A 15435-nucleotide genomic window follows, 5' to 3' on the forward strand; every position below is an offset into this window, starting at 1 on the left:
GAATGAGACTGCAAATCATAGGGAGAATAAAATGCCAATGTCGACTAGCGCTGCAAGACAGGATGTGACTGCTTGTATTTTATATTCGAGAAACTGTGGTTTAAGTGTTGAAGTTGAAAACAACCAATTTAAGAAAATTAAAGGTGATGATCAGCATCCATTTTCACAAGGTTATATTTGTCAAAAAGCAGCGCGTTTACAGCATTATCAACAACATGCAGATCGTTTAACTCATCCCTTGAAGCGACAATCTGATGGTTCATTTCAAGAAATTTCTTGGGATCAAGCGATCCAAGAAATCGCAGATCAATTGGTTGAAATTCGTGATGCACATGGCGGAACAGCATTTGCGTCGGTTGGTGGTGGTGGACAAGGCAATCATCTAGGAGCGGCTTATGGTCGTCAACTATTGTATGCAATGAAAAGCTTTTATGCCTATAACTCACTTGCTCAAGAGAAAACTGGTGATTTCTGGGTGAATGGTCGTTTGTTTGGCAGTCAAGCATGTCATACCACTGAAGATGTGGAAAATGCGGATTATGTTTTATTTATTGGAACCAATCCGTTTCAAGCACATGGTATTCCAAATGCTCGTGATACTTTAAAACATATCAAGAAAGATCCAAACCGAACAATGGTGGTTTTTAATCCGCGTGTTACTGAAACGGCTAAGCAAGCTGATATCCATGTGCAATTAAAACCAGGTACAGATTCCTATTTGATGTCTGCAATGATTGCAATCATGTTGCGCGAAGATTTGTATGATCAAGCATTTATTCAAAAGCATACGCATGGGTTTGAGCAAGTTAAACAAGCATTTTCAGCCGTCCCAATTGAGTAATATATTGAGAAGGCAGATGTTTCAGTTGAATTGATCTATCAAATTGTCCGTGATTTTGCCAAAGCTAAGCGTGGTTGTGTTCGTATTGATTTAGGGATTCAGCATACTTTAAACACAACCTTAAACGGATATTTGGAAAAACTACTTTATTTACTCGTAAGGCATTTTGGTAAACAGGGAACGAATAACTTACATACTATGTTTATTCCGATCTTGACCAATACTGATGAGCGTAATCCTAAATATCGTCGTACGGTTCATCATAAGATGTTTCCAATATCAGGTTTTTTCCCACCAAATATTTTACCTGACGAAATTTTAAAAGCAGGTGATAAGCGAGTACGTGCAGTCTTTGTAGATAGTTGCAATCCATTGCTCACCTATCCAGACACCGCAGCTTATGAACAGGCATTCCAGTCATTGGAGTTGCTAGTTGTGGTTGATGTTGCGATGACAGAAACAGCGCGATTAGCCCATTATGTATTGCCAGCGCATAGTCAATTTGAAAAGTGGGAATTTACGGGCTTTAATTTGGAATTCCCACAAAATGGTTTCCATTTACGTCATCCGCTTTTTAAAGCTCAAGGCAATACGCTGCCTGAATCGGAAATCTATACTCGCCTACTTGAAGCAATGGGTGCTATTCCAAAACAGTTTCCTTTACTGAATAAGATCGCGCAAAAGGATTCCGCTAAAACAGCATATCTAGGTTATTTTGCTGCACTTGCTGCCAGTTTTGTGAAAAATAAAAAGTTAGTCCCATTTGCGGCATCTATTGTATATCGAACACTTGGGCAGACATTACCAAATGACGCCGCATCAACGGCTTTATTTTTGCCTTTGTGTATGCAGTATTCGGCTCAACACTATAAAGCAGTCAAACAAGCAGGTTATAAAGGGAATCGTTTAACACTAGGCGTAAACTTATTCCAAGCGATATTGCAAAAACGTTCAGGCGTAATTCTCTCTAAACACAACTATGATGATGTCTGGGATTTGGTTGCTTATAAAGATAAAAAGATTCATTTAGCAATCCCTGAAATGTTGATTGAGTTAGCACAACTAAATCAACAAACTCAAGGTACAACTGATCAGTTTCCATTTATCTTATTGGCGGGTGAGCGCCGTAGCTATAACGCAAACCAAATCTACCGTGATCCAGCATGGCGTAAGGTTGATGCAGAAGGTCGCTTGAGAATGAATCCTGAAGATGCAATTTATTTTGGCGTAGAGACTGGTCACTCATTGCAGTGTATTTCGGAACATGGGCAGATTGATGTGGTTGTGGAGATCGATGAGGGAATGCGAAAAGGGGTCGTTTCGCTGCCGCATGGCTATGGTTTACGTTATAACGGAGGTCAGGCGATTGGACCTGAATTGAATCGATTAACTTCGTTAATGCATTGCGATCCTTTATCGAAAACGCCATATCATAAATATGTGCCTGTACGACTTGAGAAGCCTGCGGCATAGTTGATAGATTGAGTTGATTTGCACTGTTTTATTGCGTTTAAATTTATATATGTTTTGAAATGGTGCAATTTCATTTAACCATAATCTGCTATAAATCATCAGATTTTGCTCTAGTATTAAAAAGATAAGTTCATTCAACTAAACACAGACTATATGATTGATGAATTTTAGAAATTGGAATAATAATTGCTTAAGTAAAATTCTCATATGTTCAGGAAAATAGATACGCACACAACTTGTGCTGAACAAGATGAGAAAATTCACAATATGAGTGCATATGATGAAGCATGAAATACCTGAAACGAGTTTACCGATCTTACAAGATCAGTATGGTCGTATTAAGCGTAAGTTACGTATTTCGGTGACGGATCGTTGCAATTTTAAATGTGTGTATTGTATGCCTGAACATCCTGAATGGATGAAAAAGCAAGACTTATTAAGTTTCGAATCCCTTTTGGTTTTTTGTACTTATATGGTGAAAAAAGGCATTGAGAATATTCGTATTACAGGTGGGGAACCTTTAATGCGACAAGGAGTTGTTCATTTCATCCGTGATTTGCAACAACTAAAAAAAATTGGTTTAAAACGTATTTCAATGACGACTAATGGTCATTACCTAGCGAAGTACGCTGATCAATTAAAAGCTGCTGGTTTGGATGATTTAAATATCAGCCTCGATAGTCTCGATGCAAAACAATTCAAAGCACTAACCAAGAAAGAACTTAATCCTGTATTAGAAGGAATAAAAGCCGCTCAAAAAGCTGAAATTCCTTTTAAAATTAATTGTGTTTTGATGAAAGATCACAATGATGATCAAATTCTACCGATGGTGAGATGGGCTAAAGATCAAAATATCCCATTACGTTTTATTGAGTTTATGCCGCTAGACGGTGATCAACATTGGACAAAAGATGCTGTTGTGAGCGAAGCAGAAATATTAGCGCGATTAAAGCCTCATTATGCTATTGAGCTACTTCAACAAAATCATGAACCAGCACGCCAATATCGATTAGATGATGATTATCGAATTGGCATCATTTCGACGATTACTCACTCATTTTGTGGTGAGTGCGATCGTATTCGTCTAACTGCACAAGGTGAACTATTCAATTGTTTATTTGCTCAACAAGGTTTGAATATCAAAAACGATTTGTTGAACACCATTAAACAACATATTGGTTTATCTGAACTGTCATATCAAATGTTAGATCAAAAAATTAAACCTTATATCTGGCATAAGGCCAAAGGTTATCACGCGATACAAAACCAACAAGTACGTAAAATTAGTATGCACATGCTTGGAGGTTAGATTGAAAAATATGGAGAGGGTATGCAAACCATAGAAATTAAGATAGAAGCTTTTGGCGAGATAGAAAGATTACTACCCAAACCACTTCAATTTGAGTTTGCTAAAGAAAGTTTAATTTTAGATGTTTTAAATCATATTGTAGATCGTTATCCAGATGCTACAAAGGCGATGGATAAATGTGCTTGCGCGATAGGTGAAGATATTGTGACACGTCAGACCGTACTCAATTCATCATGCACAGTGGTGCTTTTGTCACCTGTTGCTGGAGGTTAGAAATGCGTGAGTTCTCAAGAGTTCAAGATCAAGCATTAAGTTTAGATATTTTTGATCCTATTCAGTCATTTCCTGAATGTGGTGGGATTGATGTTTTCATAGGAACTGTGCGAAACCATCATGAAGGAAAATCTGTAAAAGCTCTTAAATATACCTCTTACACGCCCGTTGCAGAAAAGATGATTCGTGACATAGAACAGGAAATTAAAGATAAATATCAAGTTTCTTATGTTCGAGTGATTCATCGTATTGGTTATTTGGATGTGAGTGACACCGCAATTATTGCAATTGCGTATGCTGCGCATCGCCGTGAAGCATTTCAAGCTTGTGAAGAGGCTGTGGAACGAGTCAAGCATGAAGTTCCAATTTGGAAAGAGGAATTTTTCACAGATGGAACAAGCCATTACGTTGAAGGCTGTTGTATTCGAAAAGATACTACTGATAATCTTCAATCGAAAAAGCACTTGAGTTCTCCTTTATCAAAAGCAGAATCAACAACGCATCAGCACCATGAACATTGTGCACATGACCATACACACGATTAAATTTAGGAAGTAGAGATGAAAAATGTTGGGATGAAACCCGAAAGTTATCGTGTAGCTGAAGCACAAGCTGTTTTACATGCACCTGCACATTGTATTCAACTCCTACGTGACGGAAATACCGAAAAGGGCGATGCACTGAAAACTGCGCGTATTGCAGGTATATTGGCAGCGAAACGAACGGATGAGCTGATTCCGCTTTGCCATCCATTACCGATTTATCGTGCCGATGTTGAATATGAATTAAATGATGATCATGTCGTAATTTTAACCACGGTAGAAACGATTGGTCCTACAGGTGTTGAGATGGAGGCACTCACAGCTGCCAGTCTTGCAGGTTTAACGTTATATGACATGTTAAAACCGCATTGTGAGCCAGAAGAGCTTTGTTTAGATCAATGTAAATTGCTCAAGAAAAAAGGCGGAAAATCACATTTCAAACGTACCTTACGTCAACCTGTTTCTGCTGCAGTGATTGTTCTCTCAGATACTGTGGCAGCTGGTCGAAAACCTGATACGGCAGGAAAGTCAGTTGTTGATACTTTGACAGAAGCTGGTTTTGATCCAATTCATTATCAAATTCTGCCTGATGAATCTGATCAGTTAAAGGATCTAGTGTTAGAGCTAAGCAAATCTTATGCATGCATTATGACTGTTGGTGGTACAGGAATCGGGAAGCGTGACATAACGGTAGATACGCTTGAGCCATTGTTAGAAAGAAAATTAGATGGTTTGATGGAAGCGGCGCGTTCTTTTGGACAGAAGCGTACGCCATATGCGGCTATGTCGCGTGGGGTGGCTGGTTTTATTGATCGTTCGTTAGTAGTGACTTTACCTGGTAGTCGTGGCGGCGCAAGTGAATCAATGGCTGCAATTTTGCCAGCCTTGGTGCATATTTTTGATGTTTGCAGTGATTTGCCACATCCAGGGGGATATGAGTAATGTCAGGATGTGGTGCTGAGAAAGGGTTGATCAGTATTGATGATGCTTTGGCGTTGATTCAGTCAACGCCTAGCGCATTGACGGTTGAGCAACTGCCATTAACCGAATGTCTGAATCGTTATTTGGCTCAAGATGTGTATTCAGAGGTCGATTTACCCACTTTTTCACAAAGTGCTGTGGATGGGTATGCAATATGTTCATCCTCTGAAAATCTTCAAGATTCAGTATTTGAAGTTATTGGAGAGATAAAAGCAGGAAGTGAACTTGATCATCAACTTCTGCAGGGACAAGCCATACGTATTTTTACTGGGGGTAAGGTTCCAACTGGAACGACACATGTCGCTAGACAAGAAATTGTAAAGATCGAATCAAATAATAAAATCCGATTAGTCGAACATATTCAGCAACAAGCAGATATTCGTTTTGCAGGCGAGGAAATTCAATTAGGTCAGAAGATTGCTGAATGTGGTCAGAAAATTAATATTGGTGCGCTTGCAGCATTGAGTATGATCGGTGTACGAAGTATTGCTGTATATAGACTACCTAAAGTAGCTGTACTCGTCACTGGTGATGAAGTTGCTGAAACACCAGAAGATTTAAAAGCTGGCAAAGTTTTTGATGCAAATGGACCTTTATTAAAAGCATGGTTTGAAGATTACGGCATAGAGGTAAATATTCTGCACATTGCAGATGAGTCTCAACGTGTTACTCAATGTTTTAACCAATTAAAACAACAATATGATGTGATCATCACCACAGGTGGTGTATCTGTTGGGGACTATGATTTTGTCCGTCCTTGTTCATTTGACGCAGGTTTCGAACAAATATTTTGGAAAGTTAAACAAAAACCAGGTAAACCACTTTTCTTCGCCCAATATATTGAAGATGAGCATCGCTGTTTTTTACTTGGATTGCCTGGAAATCCAGCTGCAGTTTATGTTTGCATGCAAATCTATGGCAAGGTTTTATTAGATGCATTGCAAAATCAAGATCAATCAATCAATTGGTTTAGTGGAACATTAACACACGAACTTAAATCTGATGCACGTGAGCGTTTTTTAAGAATGCAGGCTTATTACGAACATGGACAATTAAAATTAAAAAGTCTAGCTAAGCAACAATCACATATGCTCAGTAATTTAATGCAAGCAAATTGTTTGGTTCGAGTTCCTGCAAATACTAAACTTGAGATTGGACAAGAATTAACAGGTGTATTTATAACGATTTAATTTTTGATTACATTATGTAACTAGCATTGTTTTTAGATGTTGTTGACGAGTTCTGATATTGCATCTAAACAATAAACTGGTTTAGTGTAATATCAGTATTGTTTTTCTTATAAATAATACGGTTCAAGACATGGATGGTGTCTTTTAATACTTTAAAAATAATTAGGTGATAATAATGAAATGGGAAGAAATCGGTGAGCAACCATGTTCTGTTGCTAGAACACTTTCGGTTCTAGGTGATCGTTGGACAATGTTGATTCTACGAAATGCTTTTATGGGTATACGCCGTTTTGATGATTTCCAGCGCAGCTTAGGGCTAACACGTCATGTGTTATCAGAACGTTTAAAACGACTTGTAGAACATGAAATTTTAGTTAAAGTTCCTTATGTCGAGCGTCAAGAACGGTTTGAATATCAACTTACAGAAAAAGGACTAGACATGTATCCAATCATTCTTTCGATGGTACAGTGGGCTGATAAGTGGATGGATAAAGGGTTAGGTAAGCCGATAGAATTTACACATAAAAGTTGTGGCAAGAAAATAAGCCCCAAAGTAGTTTGTTCTGAATGCGAAGAGCCTATTCGTGTAAAAGATGTAAGAGTTGCAGCTGGACCAGGGTATTTCGCTTTCGTAGAGCAAAAGAAGAAGACAGCTTAATTCAAGTTTCTTCTTGTTCTATCTCATGTTTTATTACGTGAGATAGAACTTCAAAAAATTTAGGGTTTAATCTGTTATCTATGCTAAAAAAAATCTTTAATCATAAGTGTTTACAAACAATTTGCAGGTTTGGGAACGCCCGCCAATCGGCTTAAGTGGCGTGCAACTAAACCTGTATTGAACTTCTGCTGTAGTTCAGCATTGTTAATCTCAGGGCTTACCGTTTTCATTAAAAATTTTATTAGTGGTCGGGTAGCTGGAGAATGTCCAAACTGTTGATAAAACTGACGTACAGCATTTAAAACCTCAAAATGCCATTCTGTAAGCTCCAAATCTAATGATTTAGCAAGCTCCTTAGCAACTTCATGGTTCCAAACGGTATAGTCAACTAAATGTCCGTCTTGATCTAGCTCTAATTGCATAAAATAGCCTAAGCAAAATTAAAAATATCTTATTTAAGTGTAATACAATGATGAAATTCTAAAACTAAATCAGCAAAATCAGAGTATTGCAAAATGTTGATTTGCGTGTGATTAGTCTGATTTAGTAAATTAACATCTGAATCTAAACAATATATGCTCCGATAATTATTAAAAATTTCATCAGGTACAGCTAACAAAGCTTCACCCATGATCACGATCGGGTCGTCAACTAATGCAAATTGATATAGCTCGCTCCAAACTTTCGCCAGATTGCTATATGGTGCCTGAATGATAATTAATTTTTTTTTGTTCATGGGGAAATCTCAATCACCAATATAAGACATGATCAAATGATCGAACGAATTCTGGAAGCAAGTTAACCAGTTCTATATCTTGATCAGAATTTTGAACCTCATGACGATCTTTATTTTTTTCTTCAATCAGAATAGGTGTCAAATCATAAAATTCAAAACTTTCCACCATATTGGATGCAATTTTAAAAGCATCACGGAATTGATTAAATTGTAGCTTATTGTTTAGTAGGCTAATTGCAGCGTCTTTGAATAATACTTTGACAGATATACCAAAGGTTGCTAAAACCATAATAGCAGATAAACTTTCGTTGATTTGCAAACTGGTCAAATTGGGCTGCGTTAGGATGACGAGTACAGTTTTCACACAATTTACCTTTTAAAAGCAACACTCTAATTAAGAACTTAGAATTAAAATTGAATTAACCGCGAACAGCTTTGCACAGCATCAGCTAATTCACCGAGACCGACTAACTCAAATCCTTGAGCTAAGTTGTGATGTTGTAGCGAATGACGTTGCGCATTGTCCGCATCAGTGATTCCTCTAGCGAGAGCAGCACTGACACAGACAGGGAGTCGAATACCAAGTTTTTGCCATTCATGTTTCAAATTACGTTGATCATCAGGAAACCACTGAAAATCATTCGCGACTTGAACACCATCTTGGTAAAAGAAAACACGAAACTCTTCATGCTTGTCTTGCAATGCTTGAGCTAAACCAAAAGCATGCCAAGCGATGATAGACGTTGGTGCTGAGGTAATTAATAGTAGTGTACTCATTGAACATTCACTATAGCTATAGTCGGCAAATGATGGACATATTAAAAAGAAGGCAAGTATACAATGATTTTGGTGACAGGTGGTTTAGGCTTTATTGGTTCCCACATTGCCTTGAGTTTATTGGCTCGAGGTCATGAGATCGTCATTGTTGATAACTTAGCTAATTCTACATTGCAAACTTTGGAACGCCTAGAGTATATCTCAGGTATGTATATACCATTTGCCAAGCTCGATGTCCGAAATACACCTGCATTAAATAAAGTCTTTGAACAATACTCAATAGACACTGTTATTCACACGGCAAGTTTTAAATCTTTAGAAGAATCCGTGTTAAAACCACTTGAATATTATAACGATAATGTCAGTAGTATTATGAGTTTACTCCGTGCGATGCAACGGATGGGTGTTCGGCAACTAGTTAATATTTCCAGTTTAGCCGTTTATGGTAAATCAGATGATCAATTGATTGAGGATACGGAATTTAATTATACCTATTCAAATCCTTATATCCGTTCGCAACAAATGGTTGAAGACATCATCGCTGATACTTACAAAGTCGACCATGATTGGAAAATGGTAAATCTAAGATTGTCTAATATTGTTGGTGCATTTGAACATGGGGTTTTAGGGGAATACGTTCCGCAATTGCCCAAAAATATCGTACCACTCGCTTTGCAGGTTGCCGCGATGCAAAGAGAGTGCATTGAACTCCAAAATCAGGCAAATACTACTGATGGTACTGTTGAGCGAAGCTTTTTACATGTATTGGATGCTTGTGATGCTGTATTAGCATCTTTACATTGGTTATCAACTCAACAAGGATGTTTAGAGAGTTTTAATATCGCCCATAATGATTTAACTTCAATAAGCAAATTAATTGAAGAAATTAGTAAAGTAACCAAAATGGAGATACGCGTGCAGCCGGCTGTTTATCAACATGAGGAGCTTAGTCAGCTTGGGGCGAATATCGATAAGGCTGCGAAAATATTGAATTGGACTCCTAAGCGTTCTTTAACCCAGATGATTGAGGATGAATGGAGATTTTATCTCAATATTTTGAAGGGTAACTAATAAATAATGATTCTTATTTACATTTATAGCTACTTTCATTAGGATAGAAATATAAGCCAAAGCACCATCCGCTCTAGCCCATTTATAAAAGTTTATTGATTGAATTTGAGGTGTTTTATGCAAATGCGAATTGAACATGACACGATGGGTGAGGTTGCAGTTCCAAACAATGCTTTATGGGGGGCGCAAACTCAAAGAAGTTTGCAAAACTTCAAAATAGGACATGAAAGATTACCAAGAGCAATGATTCGTGCAATGGGGCTTGTAAAGAAAGCCGCAGCAATAACTAATGCTGAGTTAAAACAACTGCCTCAAGAGTTAAGCCAATATATCGTAGATGCTGCTGAAGAGGTGATTGAAGGCAAGTGGGATGATCAATTTCCACTTGTAGTGTGGCAAACGGGCTCGGGTACGCAAAGTAATATGAATTGCAATGAAGTGATTGCAAATATTGCGAATCAGAAGCTTGGTCATGCTTTAGGTGCCCAAAATCCTGTACATCCAAATGATCATGTAAATCGAGCTCAATCTACAAATGATTCTTTTCCTACAGCAATTCATGTTGCTGCCGCACTTCAAATTAATGAATTATTAATCCCTGCCGTTGAGAAGTTAAAAGATACTCTGCACGCTAAATCACAAGAGTTTAATGACATCGTGAAGATTGGACGTACACATCTACAAGATGCAACGCCGCTTACATTGGGTCAAGAATTTAGTGGGTATGTCTCACAGCTTGAACATGGACTTAAGCGTTTAAACCAAGCATTAGCTGGTTTGTATGAATTGCCACTTGGTGGAACGGCTGTTGGCACTGGACTGAATGCTCATCCAGATTATGCAGTTAAAGCAGCTGAACAATTAAGTGGTTTGACGGGACTACCTTTTATAACAGCACCTAATAAGTTTGAAGCATTGGCAGGAAGAGATGCTGCCGTATTTGCCTCAGGTGCTCTAAAAACGCTTGCTGTCAGCCTAAATAAGATCGCGAATGATATTCGATGGTTAGCCAGTGGACCACGCTGTGGTTTTGGGGAGTTGCGGATTCCTGAAAATGAACCTGGCTCTAGCATTATGCCTGGTAAAGTCAATCCAACTCAAAGTGAAGCTATGACGATGGTTGTTGCTCAAGTGTTAGGGAATGATACGACGATCAATGTCGCAGGTGCATCGGGTAATTTTGAGCTAAATGTTTTTATGCCTGTGATTGCCTATAATCTTTTACAATCTATTCAATTGCTTGGCGATGCTTGTAATAGTTTTAACGATCATTGTGCAATAGGAATTGAACCAAATCGAGAAAAAATTGATTATTTCTTGCATAATTCATTAATGTTAGTCACAGCACTTAATCCTGTGATTGGTTATGAAAATTCAGCCAAAGTAGCTAAAACAGCATATAAAGAAAATAAAACCCTTAAGCAGGTGGCTGTAGAACTTGGTTTAATCTCCGAAGCGCAATTTGATGAGGTGGTTAAGCCAGAAAATATGGTCTCTCCAAACACTAAATAAAGTGCTTTAAATATATCAATAAAAAAACCTTTACCTTTGCTGAGGGTTTTTTTATGAGTAGTTTTTATAAAGTGAACTGCGTACAATACGCTTTTGATTTATTTGACTGTTGCTTTGTTATGCTCAAAATATATTTAACAGATACTCAAACCCATATCCAATTTTCAGATATTCCAAATGAAAATCCTGTTAAGTTTCTGTTAAATTTAAAAAAAATATTTCCTAGTACAGCCGATTTATTATTGCCTGTACTACCTGAAGACAACAATTTAGAAAACGTAACATGGGAAGCTACATCGAGTGATTTTGATGTATTTAAAAAGCTTGTTGAAGGTTGGGGGATTATTGAGCTACGCCTAAGTGCAATCACAACATATAAAGATAAGAATTTTGCGAATGATTTAGTGAAGAAAGCGCAGATCAGACGTAAGCAAATTTCCCAAAAGCATCCTCAGTTATCATTGATTGAGCTTGATTATATTTTAATGCACGAAATCCATGCTTTGATTGATGCTGAATTAGTAATGATTGGAGAAAAATTTTATTTATCTAAGTTAAGAGAACTTTGGAAAGGAAATTTCTCTGAACAAATTTTGCAATGCAAATTCTAAAAATCTAAAGCAGACAAATCGTCTGCTTTTTTTATTCTTGAGCAAATTTAGAGTAGAATAAAGAACGACCTACAAAGAATTACAACATATTCATGTCTGTATTTCACTACGGCATATATATTGCTTATAGGGATATAAATATTATTGCGGGAGAGAAGTTCTTCAATGAACTCGCCGAAGGAGCAACGACCCCGGAAACTCTCAGGCAAAAGGACTGTAATAATATAAATACAATCTGGAGAGCAGTGCTCTTAATGTAGAAACAACACAATTTATTTTCTACACAAAACACTCACCGAAGGGGAAGGCTTAATGATTAATTGGTAATCATCTGCCGAAACTCTCAGGTACCATGACAGATGGGGCTATACAAAAAAGGAATGCTTTGCATTTCTAGGAGTTAGCTATGCCTCATGTTGTTGTTATTGGTGCGGGGATTACGGGTGTAACGTCTGCATATGAATTAATAAAATTAGGTTATCAAGTGACGGTAATTGATCGTCATCTATTTCCAGCGATGGAAACCTCTTTTGCGAATGGGGGGCAATTATCCGCTTGTAATGCTGAAGTCTGGAATCAAAAAGCAACCGTGCTAAAGGGCATTAAATGGATGAGTAAAAAAGATGCACCATTGTTGCTCAATCCTTCTTTCAGTGTGCATAAATATCGTTGGTTGGTCGAATTCTTAACACATATTAAAAACTACAAAGCAAATACCATTGAAACAGTGGGTTTAGCACTTATGGCTAGACAACGTCTTTTTGAGGTGGCTGAAAAAGAGAATCTGTCATTTGATCTTGAAAAGCGTGGCATTTTGCACATGTACCATACAAAAGAAGATTTCGAAATTGCAAAAAAAGTGAATGATATCTTAGTAGAAGGAAAACTTGAGCGTAATGCAATCACTCCAGAGGAAATGAGAGCAATAGAGCCTACGTTGACTGGAGATTATTATGGTGGATATTACACAGCTGGAGATGCGACTGGAGATATCCATAAATATTCAGTAGGCTTAGCACAAAAAACTGAAGAATATGGTGTTAATTATCGCTTTGGATTAGATGTTGTAGACGTAAAATGTTTACAAGACAAAGTGATTATTCAATGTAAAAAAAGCTCTGAAAATATGGATGCTGAATCTGAAGCGCGTACTGAAATTGAAGCGGATTTGATTGTTGTGTGTGGTGGTGTGGGAAGTTATCAGTTAGCAGATATGCTTGGAGATAGCGTTAATGTATACCCAGTGAAAGGATACTCGATCACAGTGCAACTCAAAGATGAACGTAGTGTCAAGAATGCACCTTGGGTCAGTCTGTTAGATGAAAGTGCAAAAATTGTGACATCACGCTTGGGTGCAGATCGGTTCCGTGTTGCTGGTACAGCTGAATTTAATGGCTATAATCGTGATATACGTGCTGATCGGATTCAACCATTAATCAATTGGGTTAACCAAAATTTTGATATTTCTACAGAGCATTCAGTACCTTGGGCTGGGTTGCGTCCAATGATGCCTAATATGCTGCCTGTCGTTAAGCAAGGTCGACAATCACGTGTTTTCTACAATACGGGACATGGACATTTAGGATGGACATTATCAGCAGCTACTGCTGTGATTATTAGTCAAGAAATCTCACAAAAATTTCCAAACTAAATTAAAAAATGCCGATGTTTATACATCGGCATTTTTTCATAATTCTTCTTAATCGTATAAACGATATATTCCTGTAAAACGCTCACATCCTTTTTGGTCACTTTTAATAACAAGTAGAGCTTTTTGAAAATCAAACTGATATTGGCATTTCTTTTCATTATCAATAATTTGATTCTTTTTTTCGGGTGTGCTGTATGCGAGAAGAGATATAGTTTGGGTTTCAATGCGATTGTTTGGATTACGGTAGGCTATACCTTCAATTTTTAGCTTATCTTTATCAAGTTGATGAATCTTTAAGTGCACAGGAAGCTCAGACAATCTACCATTCTCAAATTTTAAATAATGTTGCGTGAGCGTTTGATTCATCGATGTATAAAAGTTCAAATCATCAAAACGCAAATCAAATTGTTGCTGAAAACATGTCTTTGATTTGCATTGTTGAATTTGATTGAGCCAGAGTTTTTGAGTGTCGTGTAAAAGTTGCAAAGGTGCATCTGTAACAAGATAAGCTGTTAAAAACTTATTATTTAGCTTTTGAACATTATCCGAATGTTGCTGTAAGCAAATTTTCTTTCCTTGAAATTTGCTATTAGTGCAATCGATAGATTTCGCGTACACAAATGTTGAGCAAAAACAACTCAATGTAATAATGTAACCCGTTTTCTTTAATTGATTTCTTACAGTGTTAAACAGCATAATCACTTATACTTTCAGTCTAATTTGCTCAACGTACTATAGCGAAATAGAAAGCCTGAATACAAGATTTGTTCGGTATATTGTAAAAGGAAAATCATATGGTTGCTCAAATTCGTATTGGACAAGGGATCGATGTACATGCGTTTGAAGAAGGTGACTTTGTAACTCTAGCAGGTATTAAAATTCCACATACTCAGGGTTTAAAAGCACATTCAGATGGTGACGTTGTATTGCATGCGCTTTGCGATGCGTTATTAGGTGCATTAGCATTAGGCGATATAGGCCAGCATTTCCCAGATACTGATCCACGATACAAAGGTGCTGATAGTCGAGTTTTGCTCAAGCATGTGTATCAGTTAATCTTAGATCGAGGTTATCATCTAAATAATGCAGATATTACAGTTGCATGTGAGCGTCCAAAGCTTGCTAAGCATAATTTAGAAATGCGCCAATCTATCGCGGATGTATTAGATGTGGATGTGACGCAAATTAGTATTAAGGCAACAACAACAGAACAGCTTGGATTTACTGGTCGTCAAGAGGGTATCTTAGCGACAGCAACAGTTTTAATTTCTCATCAAGTAAAATGATTTGTGTTAATCAGTGACTGTTCTAATTCTAATGTTGATTTTCTTCCTTGTAGCTGTAATGAAACACTGTGAATTAGACCAGTCCAAGTTTCATTAGGTTCCCATACCTGATGAAGTAACTCTTGGGCAGTTGGCATATCCATATTCATATAATACTGACGGTATAAATAGATCAAACAACTCGCACGCATATTTTCCGTGCAGTGTAGCCAGACAATTTCATTTTTAACAAGATGGTCGATTAAATCTAAAACAAGTAAGCATTGATCAGAGCTTGGAATTTCCCAGTCAATTGGAATGTGTATGTAATTTAGCCCGATATCTAAGCAAATTTGATCTTGGTGATTGAGATGATCTGCAGATTTACTAGTAGATAAATTAATAACAGTACTGCACCCATATTCTTTAATATGATGAAGTTGATCTATGGTGGGTTGCGCCGAGTTAAATAAGTGCTCATGGACAAAGGAAAAGTGTGGTACTTGTGATAAAGCTTGTTCTAAGGAAGTCATAATATCTACTAT

At 37.4% G+C, this 15435-nt stretch carries 17 protein-coding genes, 1 pseudogene and 1 riboswitch; of the genes and pseudogenes, 12 read left to right on the forward strand and 6 right to left on the reverse strand.

Going from position 1 to position 15435, the window contains the following annotated elements:
• The first annotated feature begins 31 nt into the window (after positions 1–31).
• From F948_RS06280 to F948_RS06310, 7 genes and pseudogenes are all read left to right on the forward strand, one after another.
• Positions 32–2314: pseudogene (locus F948_RS06280) on the forward strand (molybdopterin-dependent oxidoreductase).
• Positions 2315–2585: 271 nt separating this feature from the next.
• Positions 2586–3623 carry a GTP 3',8-cyclase MoaA gene (gene moaA, locus F948_RS06285; RefSeq protein ID WP_409360449.1) on the forward strand — a complete coding sequence of 346 codons (1038 nt, stop codon included), beginning with the start codon at positions 2586–2588 and terminating at the stop codon, positions 3621–3623.
• Positions 3624–3644: 21 nt separating this feature from the next.
• On the forward strand, positions 3645–3896 hold the full coding sequence (locus F948_RS06290) for a MoaD/ThiS family protein (RefSeq protein ID WP_004638937.1): 252 nt from the start codon (positions 3645–3647) through the stop codon (positions 3894–3896).
• Positions 3897–3898: 2 nt separating this feature from the next.
• Positions 3899–4441: a molybdenum cofactor biosynthesis protein MoaE gene (locus F948_RS06295; RefSeq protein ID WP_004961653.1), complete on the forward strand. Its 543-nt coding sequence runs from the start codon at positions 3899–3901 to the stop codon at positions 4439–4441.
• Positions 4442–4456: 15 nt separating this feature from the next.
• Positions 4457–5380: a bifunctional molybdenum cofactor biosynthesis protein MoaC/MoaB gene (gene moaCB / locus F948_RS06300; RefSeq protein ID WP_004915579.1), complete on the forward strand. Its 924-nt coding sequence runs from the start codon at positions 4457–4459 to the stop codon at positions 5378–5380.
• A complete protein-coding gene (locus F948_RS06305; protein ID WP_004961656.1) occupies positions 5380–6609 on the forward strand; it encodes a molybdopterin molybdotransferase MoeA in 1230 nt (409 codons plus the stop codon). Before moaCB ends, F948_RS06305 begins: the two co-directional genes overlap by 1 nt.
• A gap of 175 nt (positions 6610–6784) precedes the next feature.
• Entirely contained in the window at positions 6785–7267 is a 483-nt protein-coding gene (locus tag F948_RS06310; protein WP_004961659.1) for a winged helix-turn-helix transcriptional regulator, read from the forward strand.
• A 110-nt stretch (positions 7268–7377) separates the two neighbouring features.
• Here F948_RS06310 and F948_RS06315 read toward each other — a convergent pair whose 3' ends face one another.
• From F948_RS06315 to tusD, 4 genes are read right to left on the reverse strand one after another with little or no spacing between them, the layout of a single operon-like run.
• A complete protein-coding gene (locus tag F948_RS06315; RefSeq protein WP_004915588.1) occupies positions 7378–7689 on the reverse strand; it encodes a TusE/DsrC/DsvC family sulfur relay protein in 312 nt (103 codons plus the stop codon).
• Between the two features lie 29 nt (positions 7690–7718).
• Positions 7719–8003 (reverse strand): hypothetical protein, encoded by a 285-nt coding sequence (locus tag F948_RS06320; protein WP_004961664.1) that lies wholly within the window; start codon positions 8001–8003, stop codon positions 7719–7721.
• Between the two features lie 13 nt (positions 8004–8016).
• On the reverse strand, positions 8017–8367 hold the full coding sequence (locus tag F948_RS06325) for a hypothetical protein (RefSeq protein ID WP_004961668.1): 351 nt from the start codon (positions 8365–8367) through the stop codon (positions 8017–8019).
• A 44-nt stretch (positions 8368–8411) separates the two neighbouring features.
• Positions 8412–8780, reverse strand: coding sequence for a sulfurtransferase complex subunit TusD (tusD, locus tag F948_RS06330; protein ID WP_004954585.1), 369 nt, complete (start codon positions 8778–8780; stop codon positions 8412–8414).
• A 63-nt stretch (positions 8781–8843) separates the two neighbouring features.
• Between tusD and F948_RS06335 the strand changes: the two genes are divergently transcribed.
• The 4 genes from F948_RS06335 to F948_RS06350 all read left to right on the forward strand — a co-directional run bounded on the left by F948_RS06335 (position 8844) and on the right by F948_RS06350 (position 13625).
• Entirely contained in the window at positions 8844–9851 is a 1008-nt protein-coding gene (locus F948_RS06335; RefSeq protein WP_004915596.1) for an SDR family NAD(P)-dependent oxidoreductase, read from the forward strand.
• A gap of 117 nt (positions 9852–9968) precedes the next feature.
• Positions 9969–11363 carry a class II fumarate hydratase gene (gene fumC / locus F948_RS06340; protein ID WP_004961671.1) on the forward strand — a complete coding sequence of 465 codons (1395 nt, stop codon included), beginning with the start codon at positions 9969–9971 and terminating at the stop codon, positions 11361–11363.
• A gap of 119 nt (positions 11364–11482) precedes the next feature.
• A complete protein-coding gene (locus F948_RS06345; RefSeq protein WP_026057358.1) occupies positions 11483–11974 on the forward strand; it encodes a hypothetical protein in 492 nt (163 codons plus the stop codon).
• A gap of 137 nt (positions 11975–12111) precedes the next feature.
• A riboswitch (glycine riboswitch) is annotated at positions 12112–12201 on the forward strand.
• Between the two features lie 179 nt (positions 12202–12380).
• Entirely contained in the window at positions 12381–13625 is a 1245-nt protein-coding gene (locus F948_RS06350; RefSeq protein WP_004961676.1) for a D-amino acid dehydrogenase, read from the forward strand.
• Positions 13626–13673: 48 nt separating this feature from the next.
• Here F948_RS06350 and F948_RS06355 read toward each other — a convergent pair whose 3' ends face one another.
• Positions 13674–14321 (reverse strand): A1S_1983 family putative colistin resistance protein, encoded by a 648-nt coding sequence (locus tag F948_RS06355; protein ID WP_004961678.1) that lies wholly within the window; start codon positions 14319–14321, stop codon positions 13674–13676.
• Positions 14322–14419: 98 nt separating this feature from the next.
• Between F948_RS06355 and ispF the strand changes: the two genes are divergently transcribed.
• Positions 14420–14911 (forward strand): 2-C-methyl-D-erythritol 2,4-cyclodiphosphate synthase, encoded by a 492-nt coding sequence (ispF, locus tag F948_RS06360; RefSeq protein ID WP_004915605.1) that lies wholly within the window; start codon positions 14420–14422, stop codon positions 14909–14911.
• On the opposite strand, the gene F948_RS06365 is transcribed toward ispF, so the two are convergent.
• A complete protein-coding gene (locus tag F948_RS06365; protein ID WP_004915607.1) occupies positions 14899–15423 on the reverse strand; it encodes a protein tyrosine phosphatase family protein in 525 nt (174 codons plus the stop codon). The two genes, ispF and F948_RS06365, sit on opposite strands and share 13 nt — an antisense overlap.
• Between the last annotated feature and the right edge of the window lie 12 nt (positions 15424–15435).

The organism is Acinetobacter junii CIP 64.5 (assembly GCF_000368765.1).
In the GTDB taxonomy this organism is placed as follows: Bacteria; Pseudomonadota; Gammaproteobacteria; order Pseudomonadales; family Moraxellaceae; genus Acinetobacter; species Acinetobacter junii.

What these genes read in the sequence shown, in the direction of transcription:
- ispF (WP_004915605.1), top strand. Translation starts at nt 14,420, where the DNA reads ATGGTTGCTCAAATTCGTATTGGACAAGGGATCGATGTACATGCGTTT.
- F948_RS06305 (WP_004961656.1), top strand. Translation starts at nt 5,380, where the DNA reads ATGTCAGGATGTGGTGCTGAGAAAGGGTTGATCAGTATTGATGATGCT.
- F948_RS06290 (WP_004638937.1), top strand. Translation starts at nt 3,645, where the DNA reads ATGCAAACCATAGAAATTAAGATAGAAGCTTTTGGCGAGATAGAAAGA.
- F948_RS06355 (WP_004961678.1), bottom strand. Translation starts at nt 14,321, where the DNA reads ATGCTGTTTAACACTGTAAGAAATCAATTAAAGAAAACGGGTTACATT.
- F948_RS06335 (WP_004915596.1), top strand. Translation starts at nt 8,844, where the DNA reads ATGATTTTGGTGACAGGTGGTTTAGGCTTTATTGGTTCCCACATTGCC.
- F948_RS06365 (WP_004915607.1), bottom strand. Translation starts at nt 15,423, where the DNA reads ATGACTTCCTTAGAACAAGCTTTATCACAAGTACCACACTTTTCCTTT.
- F948_RS06315 (WP_004915588.1), bottom strand. Translation starts at nt 7,689, where the DNA reads ATGCAATTAGAGCTAGATCAAGACGGACATTTAGTTGACTATACCGTT.
- moaCB (WP_004915579.1), top strand. Translation starts at nt 4,457, where the DNA reads ATGAAAAATGTTGGGATGAAACCCGAAAGTTATCGTGTAGCTGAAGCA.
- F948_RS06295 (WP_004961653.1), top strand. Translation starts at nt 3,899, where the DNA reads ATGCGTGAGTTCTCAAGAGTTCAAGATCAAGCATTAAGTTTAGATATT.
- F948_RS06345 (WP_026057358.1), top strand. Translation starts at nt 11,483, where the DNA reads ATGCTCAAAATATATTTAACAGATACTCAAACCCATATCCAATTTTCA.
- F948_RS06310 (WP_004961659.1), top strand. Translation starts at nt 6,785, where the DNA reads ATGAAATGGGAAGAAATCGGTGAGCAACCATGTTCTGTTGCTAGAACA.
- F948_RS06320 (WP_004961664.1), bottom strand. Translation starts at nt 8,003, where the DNA reads ATGAACAAAAAAAAATTAATTATCATTCAGGCACCATATAGCAATCTG.
- tusD (WP_004954585.1), bottom strand. Translation starts at nt 8,780, where the DNA reads ATGAGTACACTACTATTAATTACCTCAGCACCAACGTCTATCATCGCT.
- fumC (WP_004961671.1), top strand. Translation starts at nt 9,969, where the DNA reads ATGCAAATGCGAATTGAACATGACACGATGGGTGAGGTTGCAGTTCCA.
- F948_RS06350 (WP_004961676.1), top strand. Translation starts at nt 12,381, where the DNA reads ATGCCTCATGTTGTTGTTATTGGTGCGGGGATTACGGGTGTAACGTCT.